We start from the raw sequence: 16218 nt of genomic DNA on the forward strand, positions 1-16218 counted from the left end.
AGGACTCGGATCATGTCGGATCGGCCACTGCCGCCCCGGTTCGCCGCTGTCGGTAATGGAGCAACAGCGAATCAAGCAGTAGAAATGCCAGCAGGCTGATGCCCATCAGCGGCAATGCCCAGCCCAGCAGCGCCGCCATCACCAGAATCGTCAGTGCCAGCGGTTTCGGTAAACGCCGCAACAGTGCCAACGGCGCTACCACTTCGCAACCGCGCAACGTCGGACGCCGCTGCCACCACATGCGATAGCCCAGCACGATCATTGCGATCAAACCACTGGCAACACCGACCAGCAACAACTGATTGGGCAGGCCGAACAGGATACCCATGTGCGCATCGATGCCCCAGCGAGTCAGCTTCGCCGCCAGCGGAAAATCCTCGAACCGGGTACGGTCGATGACCTGCAGCGTGTTCGGCTCGATGGCCACTTCATCGACTCGGGTCGGCCAGCGCCGATCGATCTCGCGTACCTTCCATGCCCGATCCTCGCTGGCGGGCGGGATCAGCTCGACCTTGCCGGCATCGAGCCCAACACCGCGTGCCGCCGCCAGCACGCCATCAAAACGTTCTGGCGGGGGGCTCGCTACCTTCTTCGCGCCGGGATTATCCACCACCCCATGATGCTCATGCGCTCCAACAGGTGCGGCGTCCGCCAGCTGGGTCGAGACGCTCGGCGTCCCCCAGCCCCAGGCATGGCGGAGCACGGCGATATTGCCACCAGCCCACTGTGACCAGGTCAGCCCCGTGGCGGAAAAGAACAGCAGCCCAAGCATCAGCCAGGCGCCCAGGGTGCCATGCCAGCGACGCATGCCTGATGGGCGTCTACCGCCGGCACTGATCCGTCGTCGCCGCTGCCACCAGAGCGCCAGCCCACCCAGCGCCAGTACCCACAGCCAGGAGGCTGCCAGCTCACTATAGAGCCGGCCCCAGTCACCGAGCAGCAGACTGCGGTGGAACTTGTCGATCCAGGTACGCAGCGGCAGTGCCCCACTGGTCCCGTACACCGGCAGATCGCCCCGTACCCCACCCGTGACCGGATCGACAAAAATGGCACGCGCATCCGACGGGCCCATGCCGGGTTCATGAAACATCACCCGAGTGGTTGTCCCCGGTGCCGGAGCCGGCCGCACCGCCGATAGCCGGGCATCGCTCTCAATCACCTGTTCGGCAACATGAATCTGCTCCGCCAGCGGCAGAGTGGGGCCGCGCGAATCGGTATACAGCTGATGATGAAAGACTGCGCTTTCGATCTGTGGTGTCAGTGCATAAAGCAGCCCGCTGAACGCCGCAATCAGCAGAAAGGGGCCCACCAGCAGGCCAATATAAAAGTGCAGACGCATCAGCAGGGCCACCAGTACAGCAGCGGCCCCGCTTCGTGGCGCGCCCTGGGAGGCGGTTCTGACCGTGGAGGATGTCATGGCATGACCTGTACAGCAGGCGGATCGATCAGAGACGAACCTTAACCCTGCACACAGGTTTTGTGAATCGATTTCCGTCGACAACAGAGAGGGTCTTCAGCGCCTCTTCAATACGGCCCCCTCACCCTCATCGAGGCACTCAGGCGCGATTCTCGATGATCGAACGCGTACCCAGGTAGTTATCGGTAAAACCGGCATGTTCCACCAGACGATCCATGTCCGGAATCCGGATGTTGTGTCGTGAGCGCTCCACCAGCTTGTCATCATGCAGCTGGGAGAAGGTACGGCTGACATGCACCGAGGAGAGGCCCATGATATCGGCCAGCATCTCCTGAGAGAGCGGCATGCGGAAATTGCCGTTCATGTTGTCATTCATGCGCCCCAGACGGGTATACATCTCGCACAGAAAATGCGCGATACGATTCGAGGCATTGCGTCGCCCAAGGTTGATCATGCGCTCGACCAGAATCGACTGCTGGGTCGTCGCGATGGCGAAGAAGGTTCTGGTCAGCTTGAAGGATTTTGCGAAAACATCCGTCAGATGATGGTGCGGGAAGCGGCAGAGCGTACATTCGGTGATGGTTTCGACGGTCGCCATGTGCTCCGAGGTAGCAAACTCACGCAGACCGATGACATCGCCGGGCAGATAGATATCCAGAATCAGGCGACTGCCATCCTCCAGCGTGTAGTAGCTGCAGGCCCATCCTTCGCTGAGCACGGCCAGCTCATTGGCGGCACCACCCTCCCGCCAGACGGTTCGCTCCGCGGGTAACTGTTCGGGAGAGTGCTCCAGCGAATCGAGCAGCTCGATATCCGCCTCCGATAGATCTGCATAATGCTGGAACTGACGTACCATGCAGCTTCTCTGTGATGCACTCATACTCCCTCTCCCGTAACCGAATGGTTGAAGTCTTACTCAAATCTGGGGCATTCCCGCCATATTGCAACCCGAACGGCTATCGCGACGACATAAAGCCGCTCCATTTCGACTGAAGCGACACACGCAGCCCCTGGAAGGCGTCTCTGACATGAACCAGACGCCAGCGCATGCTCTCAACGCCCGGTTCCCTATTGGCCAAACGCTGCTTCCAGTCACTTGGCTGTGCGCTGATCGAGGCCAAAACCCGAGAGCCAAGAATAATGGCCCGAGCCCTGGCACTCTCCATCGATGGTCGCATTCTCTCGCCCAACGCTCTGCTTCAGATTGAGAAATGAAATTGCATCATCGGAGATGACTCATGGCATGGGTAGGCGTGGCCTTTGCTGTCGGCCTGATTGGCGCCGGCACCTGGAGCTGGTATCACATTCGCTATTATGGGCATGGGCGCAAACGGGGAATGAAGTAATTGCTCATCCGGTCCAGCGAAGCGGGACAGTACGCTTTTTGAAGCCAGCTTTATCGGGGCTTTAAACCCCGTATAAAAGCATCAAGCGGAGTCTCAGCCGAGCCGATAGTGAGGCTATACCAACCGGTGAGGTTCCGCTCATGCTTTCCCGATTCAAGATTGGCACCCGCCTGGGTGTCGCTTTCGGCATCGTCTCCTTACTGATCGTGATTTGTGCAGGCGCCGGCATACTTGGCCTGAATCACATGCAAGCCATCTCTGAAAGAGTGGTTAATGTTGATTCCCGGCTGGCACAGAACGCGCTGAATGTTAAACGGCTCGCTTTGGAAGAGCGGCGCTACGAGAAAGACAGCTTTATCAACATTGGCGATCGCGAGAAGCAGCTCTCCTATCAACAAAAATGGGAGGAGGCTCGTGGCCGGTTGGCTGATACGCTTGCCGCTGGCGCAAAGCTGGCCCCGACCGAAGAGCTTCGAGGGCTGTATACCCAGGCCGAAGGCGCACTTGAGGCCTATGCCGGGGGCTTTACGGCCATACAGCAGCGTATCCGCAATGGAGAACTGACCGAAGCAGCACAGGCCAATGCCGCCTTCGCACAATACAAGGAGCAGGTCTATCAGCTGGAATCAGTGGCCGATCGTATCAACGAGGTGGCTGCCGAAAGAATGCAGGCTGCCGAGCAGACCATCAGTAATGCCCATCACCAAACGCTGATCTGGCTGGTGATCTTCGCGGGCGTTGCCCTGCTACTGGCAACCGTACTGGCACTGATGATTACCGGCAGTATTACCACCCCTCTGCGGCGTGCTCTGGCGATTACCGAACAGGTTTCAAAGGGTGATCTCAGCCAGGACATCAGCACCGATGGCCGCGACGAAATCGCAAGACTGCTAACGGCCATGATGACGATGAGCCGTTCCCTGTCGACTCTGGTGCACTCCATTCGAAATACTGCGCAGGATGTCTACGCCGGTGCCAGCGAACTCTCCCACAGCAGCCATGATCTTGCTGCCCGTACCGAACAGCAGGCAGCGTCACTGGAGCAAACCGCGGCGAGCATGGAAGAGATGTCTGCCACCGCCAAACAGAACACCGACGCGACCCAGCAGGCCAATACGCTGGCGGACAATGCCACGAACAGTGCTCGCAGCAGCAGCAGTGATGTGAAGCAGAATCTCTCACTGATGCGTGAAATTGCCACCCAGTCAGAGCGCATGAACCAGATTCTGACCACCATCGATTCCATCGCCTTCCAGACCAACATTCTGGCACTGAACGCTTCCGTGGAAGCGGCAAGAGCCGGCGAACAGGGCAAGGGGTTTGCCGTGGTGGCTTCCGAGGTCAGGGCGCTGGCAAGTCGTAGCGCAGACTCGGCAGGCGAGATCCGCAAACTGCTGGAAGAAACCAGCCAGTGCATCATGTCCGGTGTGCATCAGGCAGAGCGTAGTGGTCAGAGTATCGGAGAGACACAAACCACCATCGAGCAGCTGGCCATGCTGATCAACGATATCGCTACGGCTTCGCGCGAACAGATCAACGGCATCGATCAGATCAATGGTGCCGTATCGCAGATGGATACCGTGACGCAACAGAATGCAGCCATGGTGCAGCAATCCACTACCGCCGTAGGCGCACTTGAGGAGCAGGCCGAGAAACTGCAATCACTGGTTGCCACCTTCAAGGTACGAGAGCCAATGACTGCTGTTTGAGTTGAAATATCTCGTCAGTGATCGTACTTGCTACCGCCCCGAACCCCGGGGCGGTTTTTCATGATGCGCCCGGGAACATCGATACGGAAGGTAAGGGCGCCATCCGGACTCTGAAGGAGGGGCGCCGAGTTGCCGATTTTTGATAGCAACATTGTTCAGGCCGGATTGATCGGCTCGACCAGATCCACTCGGTCATTCCCGACCCGATTCACTTCCCGGCTGACCGCCCAATGCGTGAGCTGATCAGCCGGTAGTGGCTTGATCAGCTGCCGGATCGTCTCCCGATCCGTCATATCCGGATCGAGCCAATCTCCCAGGCAGTCATCGCTTAGCGCCAGTGGCATACGCGGATGAACCTCTTTTGCCGGACCGCGGGCGTCATGCGTGATAATCGCCACTCCCGGCGTGCCATCGGAGCGCTCGGTCCAGATACCGGCCAGCCAGACAAGGCCACGATCCTTCCGGCAGATGAAGTGTGGTTGCTTGCCACTATCGGTGGCCAGCCACTCGTACCAGCCATCTGCAGGAATCAGGCAACGATGCCGGGCGAAGGCGCCCGAGTAATACTTCGAGGTGGCCACCTTCTCCGCCTTCGCGTTGATCGGTGTCGGCGCATCCTCCCCCGCCCAGTGCGGATGATAGCCCCACCACAGATATTCCATCGTCGCGCCGGCCTCTGCATCGACCCGGCGCACCACCACTACTCTGGTCCCGGGCGCCACGTTGTAACGCGGCTGCTCAGCCTCATCAATCAGATCACGAACACGAAAAGGCAGCTGCTGAGCTGCCTGCTGTCGCCTGGTGAAGAAAACGTATCGTCCGCACATGCCTGGAGTGTAGCCGCCTGCCTGATGTGCCGCACAGAATGAGGACAGCAGTGGTTACAAAGACAAAAAAAGCGGGCGACTCATTTGAGTCGCCCGCTTTCGAAAATCCTGTGGCCCGCCCTATAGGATTCGAACCTATGACCTTTGCCTCCGGAGGGCAACGCTCTATCCAGCTGAGCTAAGGGCGGAACGCGCATTATCCTACGATGCACAGGCGTTGGTGTCCACCGGGGAGCGCTTCGGATTTCATTGCACAGCCTCTGGTACGGGCTTGCGACTCCAATGAAGCGAACATTGGACAGGCTATACTCCATCGAGCATCGTGATATTGATTCGCCCTGATTCACGGAGTCCTCATGGTCATCAGTTGCGCTGCCCGCCTACCCTGCCAAGACACCATCGAGACGGCTCACCAACGCCTGGGCGTTGCCAATCCGCTGGTGCACTGCCTGACCAACCCGGTCACCATCAATTTCGTCGCCAATACCCTGCTGGCGATTGGCGCGTCGCCGGTCATGGCCGATCATCCTGATGAAGCAGGCGATCTGGCTCGGCAGGCCGATGCCGTGCTGATCAATCTGGGCACGCCGAGTGACAGCCGGCTGGAAGCGATGCGACGGGCCACGAAGGCAGCCCGCGAGGCCGAACGTCCCTGGGTGCTCGACCCCATCGGCGCCGGTGGCCTGCCACGGCGGCGCGAGCTGGCGCTGAGCCTGATGCAGCAACACCCCAGCGTGATTCGCGGTAATGCTTCGGAGATTCTGGGCCTGGCGCAACAGCATGGCAGCGGTCATGGCGTCGATAGTGCCCACACGCCGCGAGAAGCCCACCAGGCCGCTCAGGAGCTGCTTTCCTGGGCCGGCGGCGTGGCGATTTCCGGAGCGAGCGATCAGCTCTTCGGCGTGGCAGAGCAGAACGGCCGACCGCGACCACTGTGCATGACGCTCGAGGGTGGCAGTCACTGGCAGCCCCGGGTCACCGGCACCGGCTGCGCACTGGGGGCGATGATCGCAGCCTACACGGCCGTCTGTACCGATGTGCCCACCGCCATGCTGGCGGCCCATCTGCACGCTGCCGCTGCCGCCGAGCGTGCCGAGGAGCTGGCCAACGGCCCGGGGAGCTTCGCGGCCGCCTGGCTGGATGCGCTGACGAGCGTCGAGCCGGTTCGGTTGCTGGAAAAGCGAGTAAATACTCACTGGCTGCAGAGCAGTGGCCGACACTGAATCCCGGTTCGAATACTCCCTGTTTCATTGAGTCAGAATGACCGTGCACACCCGGTCAGACCTGCCCGGGGACTGGCGGGCCCGTCGTGGCGCGAACGATCAGCTCGGGCGGGATGACCGCCCGGACCGGTGAAAACTCGTGTCCGGCCATGCGCGCCAACAGCAACTCGCTGGCCCGGGCGCCAATCAGGTCAGTACGTACTCGCACACTGGTCAAGGCCGGCGTCGAGTAGGCTGCCGCGCCCATGTCATCAAAACCGGTCACGGAGATATCCACTCCGGGAGTCAAACCGTGACGGTAGCAGCCCGCCAGCACGCCGAAGGCAATGATGTCGGAAAAACAGACCATCGCGGTCGGTGGCAGCGACTGCCCCATGAGCTCATCAAGCATGCTGTCGCCAAAGGCCAGCGAGGTCGGGCCGTGATGGATACTCGCCTCAGCGGGTGGTAATCCTGCCCGGGTCATCTCTTCGATAAAGGCCGCTTCACGGTCGCGCGCCGTTGAGGTCTTGCTGCCCCCGCCCAGCCAGACAATGCGCCGATGACCCAGCGCCAGCAGATGCTGAACCAGCAGTTTCATGCCCAGCACGTCGTCATTGATCACCCGATCGAATTCGGCCTCCTCGACATCCCGGGAGATCAGCACCAGCGGGAAATGGCGCAGGTGATAGGCCTCCGGCCCTTCGAGATCTTCCCGCGTGGTGCCAGCCACGGGCAGCAGCACCAGCCCGGCAGCGCCATGTTCGACCATCTGACGCGTAAAACGCGTCTGAAGCGCCAGCGTCTCCTGCGCGTGACCGAACAGCATCATCCGATTCGCTTCACGAAACCGGGTTTCCATATGGCCGAGAAACTCGGTAAAGAACGGATTACCAAGATCGTTGAGACACACCGCCACGGTCCCGCTATCACCCCGGCGCAATCCGGCGGCATGGCGGTTATAGACATACCCCAGCGCCTGGGCCGCCTGCTGTATTCGATCGCGAGTGCCCTGCGAAATTCTGGGATCGTCACGCAAGGCCAGCGACACCGCAGAGACGGTGACGCCCACCTGATCGGCAATGGTTCGAAGCGTGGGCCTGCGCGCCATGTCATTTATCCCTGCATCATCGGTGACAACGATCCTGCCAGTCCGGCAGACCGGCGTCACTTGAGTCTTTCGGTCAGTCGGCTGCGCTATCGGCGAAAGGGCATACACCCTTTGTCCGACGACCAAGGTGTTATTGGTTCAATCGATTGAACCCTGATAAAACCACCGAAGAGCCCCGGGCGACAACCGGTGTGCATCGCCCGAGTCCGTTGTCCTGCAATCGTGGGGGAAAAAGGATGCAACGACAGATAACTGCCCGGCTGACCGGCGCGGTCATGCTGTTGACCGCCCTGATGTCCGGGCCGGCCGCGGCAGCCTCGGAGCAGCAATGCAACTGGCAGCCCGAGCGCGCCGTTACCGTCATCGTGCCCTGGAGCACCGGTGGCGGCACCGATGCCAATACCCGTCAACTGGCGACCCTGCTGGAAAAGGCAATGGGTGTTCCCTTCAACGTCGTCAATCGCACCGGGGGCAATGGCGTGGTGGGTCACACCATGCTGGCCCGCAGCCGACCGGATGGCTATACCATCGGCGCCGCTACGGTCGAGATCGATACCATGCACTGGATTGGTCTGACCGATCTGACCTATCGCGACATCACCCCCATCGCGCTGTTCGATCGCCCTACCGCCAGCGTGCTGGTGAACAAGGATTCGCCCTACCAGTCGCTGAATGATCTGCTACAGGAGGCGCGCGAGCATCCCGGCAAGCTGACGGCCTCGGGGACGGCGCAGGGCGGTATCTGGCATCTGGCCCTGGCTGGCATGCTCAAGGCCGAAGGCATGGCCCCTGACGCCATTCGCTGGATTCCCAGCCAGGGCGCCGGGCCGGCACTCAAGGAGCTCATGGCGGGAGGTGTCGATGTGGCGACACCGGCGCTGTCGGAGGCCAAATCCCAGATCGATCAGGGAGAGGTTCGAGCGCTGGCCTACATGAGCGACACCCCAATGAAGGCGCTCCCGGAGGTGCCCCTGACCGCCAAAGAGCTCAAAAGCGGCTGGACCATGAGCTCCTTTGTGACCCTGAGTGGCCCGAAAGGCTTGCCGGACAACATTGCCTGCAGCTATGAAAAGGCTGTCAGACAGGCCGTCAACAGTGATGCCTGGGCCAGATTCAGAAAGAGCCGGGGCACCTCGGTGGTGTTCGAGGACCGTCAGCAGACCGAGCAGACCCTGGCCAGTACCGACCGGAAGCTGGGGGATGTCATCCAATCGGTCGGGCTGGCGAAGTAATGCCGATCCTGCCCATCGTCCTGGGGGAGGAGACGTGTCATGCGCATCGATGATCGCCTGTCCGGCACCATGCTGATTCTGCTGGGCGCCCTGATATTCTGGCGCGCTTCGACGTTTCCTGCCCTGGCGGGGCTGGCCTACGGTTCGGGCCTTTTTCCCTCGATTGCGGCCGTGGGCCTGATGATCAGCGGGGCCGCCATCGCGCTGACAGCCCAGCTGCGCCAGCGTGCTCTGGCCGGCGTCGGCGCTTCATCAGAGGGCAGCACGACACGCGGCACCTGGCGTCACAGCGCCAGGGTCGTGGCCCTGCTGGCAGTCGTGCTCGGTTATGGCCTGCTGCTCGATCCGCTCGGGTTTCATCTCACCTCGATGCTGGCAGTCGCGGCAACAGCCATGATCTTCGGTCTCTCCGTGTTGCGCTCACTGATGCTCGCCATTCCTCTGGTGATCGCGGTGCATCTGCTGTTCTATTCGCTGATGCATGTGCCCCTGCCCTGGGGCGTGCTGACCCCGATCGCCTGGTGAGGGACGATTATGGGCGACGTACTTGCCAACCTCTTCAACCCGCTCAGCCTGGCCGTGATTGCCGGCTGTACCCTCTATGGCACTTTCGTCGGCGCCATGCCGGGGCTGACCGCCACCATGGCCGTGGCGCTGCTGGTGCCCTTCACCTACTTCATGAACCCGTTGCTGGCGATCAGCGCCATCGTCGCCACCACTTCAACGGCCATCTTTGCCGGTGACATCCCCGGGGCCCTGATGCGGATTCCGGGCACACCGGCCTCGGCGGCCTATGTCGAGGATGCCTACAGACTGTCCAGCAGTGGTCGGGCCCGCTCGACGCTCATGGTATCGCTGTTCTCGGCGAGCATCGGCGGGCTGGTCGGCGTGACGCTACTGGCCATTATCGCCCCGCAGCTGGCGCGCATCGCGATTCGCTTCTCCAGCTTCGAAACCTTCTGGCTTGCCAGCCTGGGGCTGACCTGTGCCGTGCTGACCAGTAACGGCAGTGTGCCCAAAAGTTTCGCCAGCCTGTTTCTCGGCCTGTTCATCGCCTCGATCGGCATCGATGTCGCGGTCGGCCATCCGCGTTTCACCTTCGGCAACTATGAACTGCTCAATGGGGTGAGTTTCATTCCTGCCATCATCGGTCTGTTCGCACTCAGTGAGATTCTGCGTGGCGCGCATGCCGGCGGACGTGCCGAACAGGTAGTACAGGCCGGCGAGCCGCTGGCCGATGCCCTGCGCGCGGCAGGACACACCCTGCGCCGATTCAGGCGCAACATGGTCCGCTCCAGTGTGCTGGGAACCCTGATCGGCGCTCTGCCCGGGGCCGGCGCCGATATCGCGGCGTGGATCTGCTATGCCCTCTCAAAGCGGTTCTCACGTCAGCCCGAGCGCTATGGCCAGGGTTATATCGAAGGCATCGTGGATGGCGGCTCGGCCAACAATGCCGCCATAGGCGGCGCCTGGACGCCAGCACTGGTATTCGGCATCCCCGGCGACAGCGTGACCGCCGTTGCCATCGGCGTACTGCTGCTCAACGGTCTGTCACCCGGGCCGCATATCTTTACCGATTCACCGGAGCTGGTGCATACCCTGTACGGCGCCTTCGCGCTGACCAATCTCATCATGATCCCGGCCGGGTTGCTGGTCATCATGGCGGCCAGCCATGTGCTGCGCATTCCACGGCCGGTGCTGATGCCGATCGTGTTGCTGTTCTCGCTCGTCGGGGCCTATGCCATCACCGGCTCGAGCATGGCCATCTGGACGGTGCTGGCGCTGGGGGTGCTGGGCTACTGGATGGAGGCCAATGATTTTCCGCTGGCCCCGGCCATTCTGGGCCTGGTACTCGGCCGTATTGTCGAGGACAACTTCATGACGTCAATGATGAAGGCCCAGGGCGACCTGCTGGCCTTTTTCAGCCGTCCCTGGGCCGCCGCACTGGGCACCCTGACCCTGATGATCTGGGCGCTGTTGCTGATCCGCGCCGTGCGCGAGAGCCGGCGCCACCGCTCCCCTTCATCCACCTCCGATACGGGCACCTGATCATGAGCCGATACAACCAAACCCGGGCTGCGCTCGAGCAGCACCGCACCGTCAGCACCCTGTGGCTGGAGAGTGCCAGCCCGGAACTGGCCGAACTGGCGGTTTACGCCGGCTGGAAAACCCTGCTGGTGGACAATGAACACGGCGTGTCGGGGCTTGAGCACACCGCCCATCTATTGCGCGCCATCGAAGCGGCCGGTGGCGAGATGGTGCTGCGCATTCCCGCCTTCGATCCCCTCTATCTGAAGAAGATTCTCGATATGGGCGTGCGTTCGATCATGGTGCCGATGATCAACTCCGCTGAAGAGGGCCGCGCGCTGGTGGCCGCCTGTCGCTATCCGCCGCAGGGAGAGCGGGGTTATGCCGCCCCGATCGTTCGCGCCTCACGCTATGGCGCGATCAGCGACTACGCCCGGCATGCCAACGAGGATCTACTGCTGATTGTCCAGATCGAACATGTCGATGCCGTCGAAGAGGTTGAAGCCATTGCGGCGGTGGAGGGCATCGATATGCTGTTCATCGGCCCCAACGACCTGGCGGGCTCGATGGGACGGCTGGAACAGCTCGAAGATCCGGACGTGCGCGCCCTTATCGGCGATCTTGAACGACGCATCACGGCAAGTGGCCGCTGGATGGGCACCATTACCGGTCCGGGACGGGATGTCGCGACGCTTTCCAGGACCGGTTATCGCTTTGTCGCCGGTCCCAACGATGTGGCGATTTTTGCCACGGCCCTGCGCGAAGAAGCCGAGCGCTGGCGCGCGCTGTCCGCAGATTTCGAGCCCACCTGAGCGGCCGTACCCGTTACCCCAGCAGTGATCTGAGCCCGGCCAGTGCCTCCTTGCCGCGTTCATGCTTCTGCTCGGGGTTCTCCTTGTCCGGTCGGCCGAACCACTGCAGGTCCTCCTCCGGCAGCTCGTCGAGAAAGCGGCTCGGCGTGCAGTCCATCATCTCGCCGTAGACCTTGCGCTGTTTGGTCAGCGTCAGGGTCAGGCTCTGGCGCGCACGGGTAATGCCGACATAGGCCAGCCGGCGCTCCTCCTCGATGGTGTTGGCCTCGATCGAGTTGCGATGCGGCAGCAGCTCCTCTTCCAGCCCCATGACGTAGACATGCGGGAACTCGAGCCCCTTGGAGGCGTGCAGGGTCAACAGCTGTACCTTGTCAGTGTCGTCCTCCTGGGCCTGCTGATCGAGGATGTCACGCAGTACCAGCCGGGAGATCGCGGCCTCGACATCATCGGTCTCTTCGCTGGCCTCGTCGCCCTCTTCGGTGCCGCGATGCATCGACTGCTCGAGCTGATCGACCAGCGTCCAGACGTTGGCCATGCGTTTCTCGGCGATCGCCGGGGCGCTGGCGTTCTGTACCAGCCACGCCTCGTAATCCATCTCCTGGAACATCTGACGAATGGCCGCGATAGCGTCGCCCTGATCCATGCGCTTGCGGATCGCTTCGAGGAAGTGGTTGAAGCGCCCGAGCCGCTCGACCGCCTTTTCACCGAGCACATGACTCAGGCCCAGTTCGCTACAGGCGGCAAACAGACTCACCCGGCGCTCGCTGGCGTAATTGGCGAGCTTCTCCAGCGTCGTGGGCCCGATCTCGCGACGCGGCACATTGACGATGCGCAGAAAGGCGTTGTCGTCGGCCGGATTGATCAGCAGGCGCAGGTAGGCCATGGCGTCCTTGATCTCGTTTCTGGAGAAGAACGAGGTGCCGCCGGAGAGCTTGTAGGGGATCTGGTAGTGCTGCAGCTTGAGTTCCAGCAGCCGCGCCTGAAAATTGCCGCGATAGAGCACGGCGAAATCCTTCCATTTGGCCGACTGCTTGATGCGTGCGGTGAGAATCTCGGTCGCCACCCGCTCGGCCTCGGCCTCCTCGTTGCGGGTCATGATGATGCGAATCGACTCGCCGAGCCCCTTGTCCGACCAGAGTGTCTTTTCGTAGACGTGCGGATTGTTGGCAATCAGGGTATTGGCGGCGCGCAGGATCACCGCGGTGGAGCGGTAATTCTGCTCGAGCTTGATAACGTTAAGGCTGGGGAAATCCTCACCCAGCTGCACCAGATTTTCCGGGCGCGCCCCACGCCAGGCATAGATCGACTGATCGTCATCGCCGACCACGGTGAAGGTCGAGCGCTCCGCCATCAGCATGCGCACCAGCTGATACTGGCTGGAGTTGGTGTCCTGGTACTCGTCGACCAGCATGTAGTGAATCCGCCGGCGCCACTTCGCCAGCACCTCCGGATGGCGCTCGAACATGGTCGCCGGCAGCATGATCAGGTCATCGAAATCGACCGCGTTGTAGGCACGCAGGTGGCGAGTGTAGTGCTCGTAGACCCGCGCACAGAACGCCTCATCCTCGGTTTCGGCATGTGAGAGCGCCGGCCCGGGCAGAATCAGGTCATTCTTCCAGCTGGAAATCTGCCCCTGCACGCGGTTGATCTGATCGGCATCGACCTGGGCATCCTTCTGCATCAGCTCGCGCAGCAGCACCCGGGCATCCTCGGGATCGAACAGTGAGAAGCCCGAGCGCAGCCCCAGCGTTTTCAGCTCGGATTTGATGATATTGAGCCCAAGGGTGTGAAAGGTCGACACCGTCAGGCCGTGGCCGCTCTTGCCAGGCAGCATCGAACTCACCCGCTCCTTCATCTCGCGGGCGGCCTTGTTGGTGAAGGTCACCGCGGCAATGCGCCGAGCGCTCATGCCGCACTCCTGGATCAGATAGGCGATCTTGGTGGTGATCACGCTGGTCTTGCCGGAGCCGGCACCGGCGAGTACCAGGCAGGGGCCATCGATGTATTTCACCGCCTCGCGCTGGCGCGGATTGAGACCGGCAATGCGTTCGCGAATATCGGACATGGAAAAACAACCGGAGTGGACAGGGCCAGGGGTTCAGCCAGAGCGCATGATACACCCTGAAGCCGGCGTTGCGGATGGCAATCCGAGCGACCCGGTCACGTGATTTTCTTCATGCGGCACGATACGCTGACTGAATACCGCTCATGCGGCCAACAATAAATAACAGCACAAGAGACCCACGCATGGAGATTCGTCGCGACGACCTGACCGGTGCCGATATCGCCGCGCTGCTGCAGGATCATCTGGCCGCAATGGCCAGACACTCACCCCCCGAAAGCCGCCACGCGCTTGATCTCGAGGGGCTGCGCCAACCCGGCATCACCTTCTGGTGTGCCTGGGAGGGGGATGAGCTGCTCGGCTGTGGCGCACTGAAGGCGCTTGATGCCCACCACGGCGAGCTCAAATCGATGAAGACCGCGACCCGCCATCTGCGCCGCGGCGTGGCGGCACGGCTGCTTACACACATCATCGAAGAAGCCGAACAGCAGGGCTATCAGCGGCTCAGTCTGGAAACCGGCGCCCAGCCACCGTTTGCGCCAGCGCGTGCGCTCTATGAACGATTCGGCTTTGATTACTGTGCCCCGTTTGGCAACTACCGCGAGGACCCCAACAGCGTCTTCATGACCCGCACGCTCCGGGTGTGACCCATCAAAGGGGGGCAGCACCGGCAAAACCGAGCTGACGCCAGGCCTCGAAAGCCACCACAGCGCAGGCGTTGGAGAGATTGAGGCTGCGATTGTCCGGGCACATGGGAATGCGCAGACACTGTTCACGGGGTCGAGCATCCAGCAGCGTTTGCGGCAGGCCGCGGCTCTCGGGGCCGAACACCAGTGCATCCCCGGGTTGGTAGCTCACCTCATGATGGTGCCGCCGCCCGCGGGTGGAAATCAGCCACAGCCGCGGCGGCGCCACGGCCGTCAGGAAGGCATCGAAATCGACATGACGCTGCACCCGTGCCCACTCATGGTAATCAAGTCCGGCACGTTTAAGGCGCGTATCATCAAGCTCAAAACCCAGCGGTTCGATCAGATGCAGACGAAAGCCGGTATTGGCAGCCAACCGGATGATATTGCCGGTATTGGGCGGAATTTCAGGCTGATAGAGCACAATTTCGAGCATGGCGCAGTTCCGGGTGTACAACGATAACGGGCCCGGCAGTAGCCGGGCCCGTTGGCGGTAGCTTCAGGCAGAACTCAGAAGCCCACGGAAATACCGATCACCGGGCTGCTGGAGATCGTCTTGTCCCCATGGTGATCGAAATCGGCATGCACGGAGCGGTAGCCGACATAGCCGTAGGTGTTGGCCACCAGGTTGGCGCGCGCCTGAACGCCGTATTCATAGCTCTCGTTGAGATCGCCATGTGACAGGCCATCCGGCTGATAGTAGCCATAGCCACCGACGCTGACACGCGGGATCGGCGTGGGCACGAAGACATGGCCGGTAATGCCGGCACCGCCGCCATTACCATAGGCGGAGTCGAGATACTGATAACGACCCCCGATACCCAAATCGATGCCGGGCAGATAGGGCGAGAACATCAGCTGAGCATGATAGGCATTGGTGTCGCTATCATTGTCGTCGCTGTAGAAGTAACCCAGGCTACCGGTAAAGCCGGGCGCCAGCGCCTGGCTGGCCTCGGCGCCACCGCCATGGCTGGAAGCGTTGGCATTGAAGCTCATGGCGTGGGCCCCGGTGCCTGCCAGGGTCAGGGCCAGGCCGCCCGCGGCGAGAAAAAGGGATTTTTTCATGGTGATGTGTCCAACAGCTGTAATGAATTCAGGACGATACCCCGTAACGGGTGCGATAATCACGAATTGCGTCCGCATGACCTGCCAGTTCGGCGCCTGCGTGTCGCTCCAGATATTCTAGTATCTGATCGAGGGTAATGATGGGAATCACCGGGATACCATACTGCTGTCGGACATCCTCGATGGCACTGGTATCGCCGCGACCACGCTCCTGACGGTCCAGTGCTACCACGACCCCGGCTGCCCGGGCACCGGCGCCCTCGATCAGGGCCATCGATTCACCGATGGCGGTACCGGCGGTGATCACATCATCGATGATCAGCACTCGTCCCGCCAGTGGCGCGCCAACCGTGCGACCGCCCTCGCCGTGATCCTTGGCTTCCTTGCGGTTGAAGGCATAGGGCAGACTGCGGCCGTGATGATCGGCCATGGCCACTGCGGTGGTGGTGGCCAGTGGAATGCCCTTGTAGGCGGGACCGAAGATCAGATCGAAATCGAGTCCGGAGCGTTCAATGGCACTGGCGTAGCATCGGCCCAGCAGGGCCAGCGCCGCACCGCTGTGAAAATGACCGGCATTGAAGAAATAGGGGCTGACTCGGCCGGATTTCAGGGTGAATTCGCCAAAAACAAGCGCCCTTTCGGCGATGGCGAACTCGATGAACGCGCGCTGATCTTCATGCATTCGTTATCACCTTTTTATGACCGGGCCCTTTACCCAAAC

The 16218-nt window shown here is 61.5% G+C and carries 16 protein-coding genes and 1 tRNA gene; 8 read left to right on the forward strand and 9 right to left on the reverse strand.

Annotated features, from left to right (window positions below):
* Nucleotides 1-10 precede the first annotated feature (10 nt).
* Both FY550_RS16260 and FY550_RS16265 read right to left on the reverse strand, forming a co-directional pair.
* Nucleotides 11-1417, reverse strand: a complete 1407-nt coding sequence (locus FY550_RS16260; protein WP_084388199.1) for a PepSY-associated TM helix domain-containing protein — start codon at nucleotides 1415-1417, stop codon at nucleotides 11-13.
* Between the two features lie 139 nt (nucleotides 1418-1556).
* Complete coding sequence (locus FY550_RS16265) at nucleotides 1557-2297, reverse strand: Crp/Fnr family transcriptional regulator (protein WP_233350231.1); 741 nt, start codon at nucleotides 2295-2297, stop codon at nucleotides 1557-1559.
* A 167-nt stretch (nucleotides 2298-2464) separates the two neighbouring features.
* On the opposite strand from FY550_RS16265, the gene FY550_RS16950 reads away from it, so the two are divergent.
* Nucleotides 2465-2632, forward strand: a complete 168-nt coding sequence (locus tag FY550_RS16950; protein ID WP_168169345.1) for a hypothetical protein — start codon at nucleotides 2465-2467, stop codon at nucleotides 2630-2632.
* A 271-nt stretch (nucleotides 2633-2903) separates the two neighbouring features.
* The gene (locus FY550_RS16270; RefSeq protein WP_149054667.1) at nucleotides 2904-4472 is read left to right on the forward strand and encodes a methyl-accepting chemotaxis protein; all 1569 of its coding nucleotides are present in this window, start codon (nucleotides 2904-2906) and stop codon (nucleotides 4470-4472) included.
* Nucleotides 4473-4627: 155 nt separating this feature from the next.
* Here the strand turns inward: FY550_RS16270 and FY550_RS16275 are convergent, their stop codons facing one another.
* The gene (locus tag FY550_RS16275) at nucleotides 4628-5299 is read right to left on the reverse strand and encodes an SOS response-associated peptidase (protein WP_070980049.1); all 672 of its coding nucleotides are present in this window, start codon (nucleotides 5297-5299) and stop codon (nucleotides 4628-4630) included.
* Nucleotides 5300-5410: 111 nt separating this feature from the next.
* A tRNA-Arg gene (locus FY550_RS16280) sits at nucleotides 5411-5487 on the reverse strand.
* 168 nt (nucleotides 5488-5655) lie between these two features.
* On the opposite strand from FY550_RS16280, the gene thiM reads away from it, so the two are divergent.
* Entirely contained in the window at nucleotides 5656-6522 is an 867-nt protein-coding gene (gene thiM, locus FY550_RS16285) for a hydroxyethylthiazole kinase (protein ID WP_070980051.1), read from the forward strand.
* Nucleotides 6523-6577: 55 nt separating this feature from the next.
* On the opposite strand, the gene FY550_RS16290 is transcribed toward thiM, so the two are convergent.
* Nucleotides 6578-7612 (reverse strand): LacI family DNA-binding transcriptional regulator, encoded by a 1035-nt coding sequence (locus tag FY550_RS16290; protein WP_070980053.1) that lies wholly within the window; start codon nucleotides 7610-7612, stop codon nucleotides 6578-6580.
* A gap of 236 nt (nucleotides 7613-7848) precedes the next feature.
* Between FY550_RS16290 and FY550_RS16295 the strand changes: the two genes are divergently transcribed.
* The 4 genes from FY550_RS16295 to FY550_RS16310 are packed head-to-tail and all read left to right on the forward strand — an operon-like array spanning nucleotide 7849 to nucleotide 11684.
* Nucleotides 7849-8844, forward strand: a complete 996-nt coding sequence (locus tag FY550_RS16295) for a tripartite tricarboxylate transporter substrate binding protein (protein WP_070980055.1) — start codon at nucleotides 7849-7851, stop codon at nucleotides 8842-8844.
* A gap of 39 nt (nucleotides 8845-8883) precedes the next feature.
* Nucleotides 8884-9369 carry a tripartite tricarboxylate transporter TctB family protein gene (locus tag FY550_RS16300; RefSeq protein ID WP_070980057.1) on the forward strand — a complete coding sequence of 162 codons (486 nt, stop codon included), beginning with the start codon at nucleotides 8884-8886 and terminating at the stop codon, nucleotides 9367-9369.
* A gap of 9 nt (nucleotides 9370-9378) precedes the next feature.
* Nucleotides 9379-10893, forward strand: coding sequence for a tripartite tricarboxylate transporter permease (locus FY550_RS16305; RefSeq protein ID WP_070980059.1), 1515 nt, complete (start codon nucleotides 9379-9381; stop codon nucleotides 10891-10893).
* Nucleotides 10894-10895: 2 nt separating this feature from the next.
* Complete coding sequence (locus tag FY550_RS16310) at nucleotides 10896-11684, forward strand: HpcH/HpaI aldolase family protein (RefSeq protein WP_070980061.1); 789 nt, start codon at nucleotides 10896-10898, stop codon at nucleotides 11682-11684.
* Between the two features lie 13 nt (nucleotides 11685-11697).
* On the opposite strand, the gene rep is transcribed toward FY550_RS16310, so the two are convergent.
* On the reverse strand, nucleotides 11698-13749 hold the full coding sequence (rep, locus tag FY550_RS16315; protein WP_070980063.1) for a DNA helicase Rep: 2052 nt from the start codon (nucleotides 13747-13749) through the stop codon (nucleotides 11698-11700).
* Between the two features lie 182 nt (nucleotides 13750-13931).
* Between rep and FY550_RS16320 the strand changes: the two genes are divergently transcribed.
* Nucleotides 13932-14393 carry a GNAT family N-acetyltransferase gene (locus tag FY550_RS16320; RefSeq protein ID WP_070980066.1) on the forward strand — a complete coding sequence of 154 codons (462 nt, stop codon included), beginning with the start codon at nucleotides 13932-13934 and terminating at the stop codon, nucleotides 14391-14393.
* Nucleotides 14394-14397: 4 nt separating this feature from the next.
* On the opposite strand, the gene trmL is transcribed toward FY550_RS16320, so the two are convergent.
* The 3 genes from trmL to pyrE form a co-directional block, all read right to left on the reverse strand.
* Nucleotides 14398-14868, reverse strand: coding sequence for a tRNA (uridine(34)/cytosine(34)/5-carboxymethylaminomethyluridine(34)-2'-O)-methyltransferase TrmL (gene trmL / locus FY550_RS16325; RefSeq protein ID WP_070980068.1), 471 nt, complete (start codon nucleotides 14866-14868; stop codon nucleotides 14398-14400).
* Between the two features lie 74 nt (nucleotides 14869-14942).
* Nucleotides 14943-15497 carry a YfaZ family outer membrane protein gene (locus FY550_RS16330; protein ID WP_070980071.1) on the reverse strand — a complete coding sequence of 185 codons (555 nt, stop codon included), beginning with the start codon at nucleotides 15495-15497 and terminating at the stop codon, nucleotides 14943-14945.
* A 28-nt stretch (nucleotides 15498-15525) separates the two neighbouring features.
* Entirely contained in the window at nucleotides 15526-16179 is a 654-nt protein-coding gene (gene pyrE / locus FY550_RS16335; protein WP_070980073.1) for an orotate phosphoribosyltransferase, read from the reverse strand.
* Nucleotides 16180-16218: the final 39 nt, after the last annotated feature.

It is taken from the genome of Kushneria phosphatilytica, assembly GCF_008247605.1.
Taxonomy (GTDB): Bacteria; Pseudomonadota; Gammaproteobacteria; order Pseudomonadales; family Halomonadaceae; genus Kushneria; species Kushneria phosphatilytica.

Excerpts from the sequence above, each read along its gene's own strand:
- FY550_RS16300 (WP_070980057.1), top strand. The coding sequence starts at position 8,884 with ATGCGCATCGATGATCGCCTGTCCGGCACCATGCTGATTCTGCTGGGC.
- FY550_RS16290 (WP_070980053.1), bottom strand. The coding sequence starts at position 7,612 with ATGGCGCGCAGGCCCACGCTTCGAACCATTGCCGATCAGGTGGGCGTC.
- FY550_RS16305 (WP_070980059.1), top strand. The coding sequence starts at position 9,379 with ATGGGCGACGTACTTGCCAACCTCTTCAACCCGCTCAGCCTGGCCGTG.
- FY550_RS16275 (WP_070980049.1), bottom strand. The coding sequence starts at position 5,299 with ATGTGCGGACGATACGTTTTCTTCACCAGGCGACAGCAGGCAGCTCAG.
- FY550_RS16295 (WP_070980055.1), top strand. The coding sequence starts at position 7,849 with ATGCAACGACAGATAACTGCCCGGCTGACCGGCGCGGTCATGCTGTTG.
- FY550_RS16260 (WP_084388199.1), bottom strand. The coding sequence starts at position 1,417 with ATGACATCCTCCACGGTCAGAACCGCCTCCCAGGGCGCGCCACGAAGC.
- thiM (WP_070980051.1), top strand. The coding sequence starts at position 5,656 with ATGGTCATCAGTTGCGCTGCCCGCCTACCCTGCCAAGACACCATCGAG.
- rep (WP_070980063.1), bottom strand. The coding sequence starts at position 13,749 with ATGTCCGATATTCGCGAACGCATTGCCGGTCTCAATCCGCGCCAGCGC.
- FY550_RS16330 (WP_070980071.1), bottom strand. The coding sequence starts at position 15,497 with ATGAAAAAATCCCTTTTTCTCGCCGCGGGCGGCCTGGCCCTGACCCTG.
- FY550_RS16270 (WP_149054667.1), top strand. The coding sequence starts at position 2,904 with ATGCTTTCCCGATTCAAGATTGGCACCCGCCTGGGTGTCGCTTTCGGC.
- FY550_RS16310 (WP_070980061.1), top strand. The coding sequence starts at position 10,896 with ATGAGCCGATACAACCAAACCCGGGCTGCGCTCGAGCAGCACCGCACC.
- FY550_RS16265 (WP_233350231.1), bottom strand. The coding sequence starts at position 2,297 with ATGAGTGCATCACAGAGAAGCTGCATGGTACGTCAGTTCCAGCATTAT.
- trmL (WP_070980068.1), bottom strand. The coding sequence starts at position 14,868 with ATGCTCGAAATTGTGCTCTATCAGCCTGAAATTCCGCCCAATACCGGC.
- FY550_RS16950 (WP_168169345.1), top strand. The coding sequence starts at position 2,465 with ATGCTCTCAACGCCCGGTTCCCTATTGGCCAAACGCTGCTTCCAGTCA.
- FY550_RS16320 (WP_070980066.1), top strand. The coding sequence starts at position 13,932 with ATGGAGATTCGTCGCGACGACCTGACCGGTGCCGATATCGCCGCGCTG.
- pyrE (WP_070980073.1), bottom strand. The coding sequence starts at position 16,179 with ATGCATGAAGATCAGCGCGCGTTCATCGAGTTCGCCATCGCCGAAAGG.